The 1,008-nt window shown below is 74.3% G+C and carries 1 protein-coding gene; it reads left to right on the top strand.

From position 1 onward, the window contains the following. The first annotated feature begins 35 nt into the window (after positions 1-35). Complete coding sequence (locus ACFU7Y_RS44215) at positions 36-959, top strand: VOC family protein (RefSeq protein WP_380772122.1); 924 nt, start codon at positions 36-38, stop codon at positions 957-959. The last annotated feature ends 49 nt before the right edge of the window (positions 960-1,008 follow it).

The raw sequence follows: 1,008 nt of genomic DNA, 5'->3' as shown, positions 1-1,008 counted from the left end.
GGCGCCGGGCGCGCACCACGATCAGGAGGTCACCCGTGAAGCTTCGATTCGCCCGGCGCGTGGTCCCGTTGGTGGCGGCTGTCGCCGCGCTGACGGCGGTCCCCGCCGCCTCGGCAACCCAGAGCAACCCGGCGAAGCCGCCGGGCGTCCACCAGCAGTTCGCCGTCGGCCCGCAGTACGACAGCACCCACGTCTACGTCGCACCCGGCACCGAGCAGGCCTTCGTGGCCAGTTGGACGTCCACCTTCGGCGGCACCACGATCGGACCGGTCTCCACCCAGGTGACCCCGACGCCCAGTCGGACGCTGTCCGAGCTGGTGGTGTCCCCGGTGGGCACGCTGTCGGTGTTCGACTACACCACGCCCATCCCGTACCCGTTCGGCACCGAGCGCACCGGCTGGCTGGTCACCGACCTCGACCAGGCAGTCCGGGCCGCCCGCGCCGACGGCGCGGCCGTGACCGTGGCACCGTTCGCCGACCCGATCGGCCGCGACGCCGTCGTCCAGTTCCCCGGCGGGATCAACGCCCAGCTCTACGTCCACACCACCCCGCCGTCCTACCCCGCCCCGGCGAGCGTGCCGGAGAACCGGCTCTACCTCTCACCGGACGCCGTCGGCGCCTTCCTCGACAGCTACGTCGCCTTCACCAGGGGCCGCATCGTCTCCGACGACCGGAAGGCCGACGGCGCCGCCCTCGGTCTGCCCGGCACGACGTACCGGCTCATCCGCCTCACCTCCGGGTTCGGCAGCACCACGGTCGCGGTGACGGACGGCCACCTGCCCCACCCGTTCGGCCGGGAGCTCACCGGCTACGGCGTGACGGACCTCGGCGCCACCCTGGAGCGGGCCAAGGCCGCCGGCGCCTCGGTGCTGTGGGGGCCGGTCCACGCCGGCGGCCGGGACAGCGCGATGGTCCAGTTCCCGGGCGGCTACATCGCGGAGATCCACACCGGCCGGTGACCGGCGTGACGCGGTCGCCGGTGGGCGGCCGGGCCCCTCGTTGCCCGGC

This window comes from Kitasatospora sp. NPDC057542 (genome assembly GCF_042801945.1).
GTDB lineage: Bacteria > Actinomycetota > Actinomycetes > Streptomycetales > Streptomycetaceae > Kitasatospora.
Note: the sequence above shows the minus strand (reverse complement) of the source record. Positions and strands in the feature narration are given on the sequence as shown.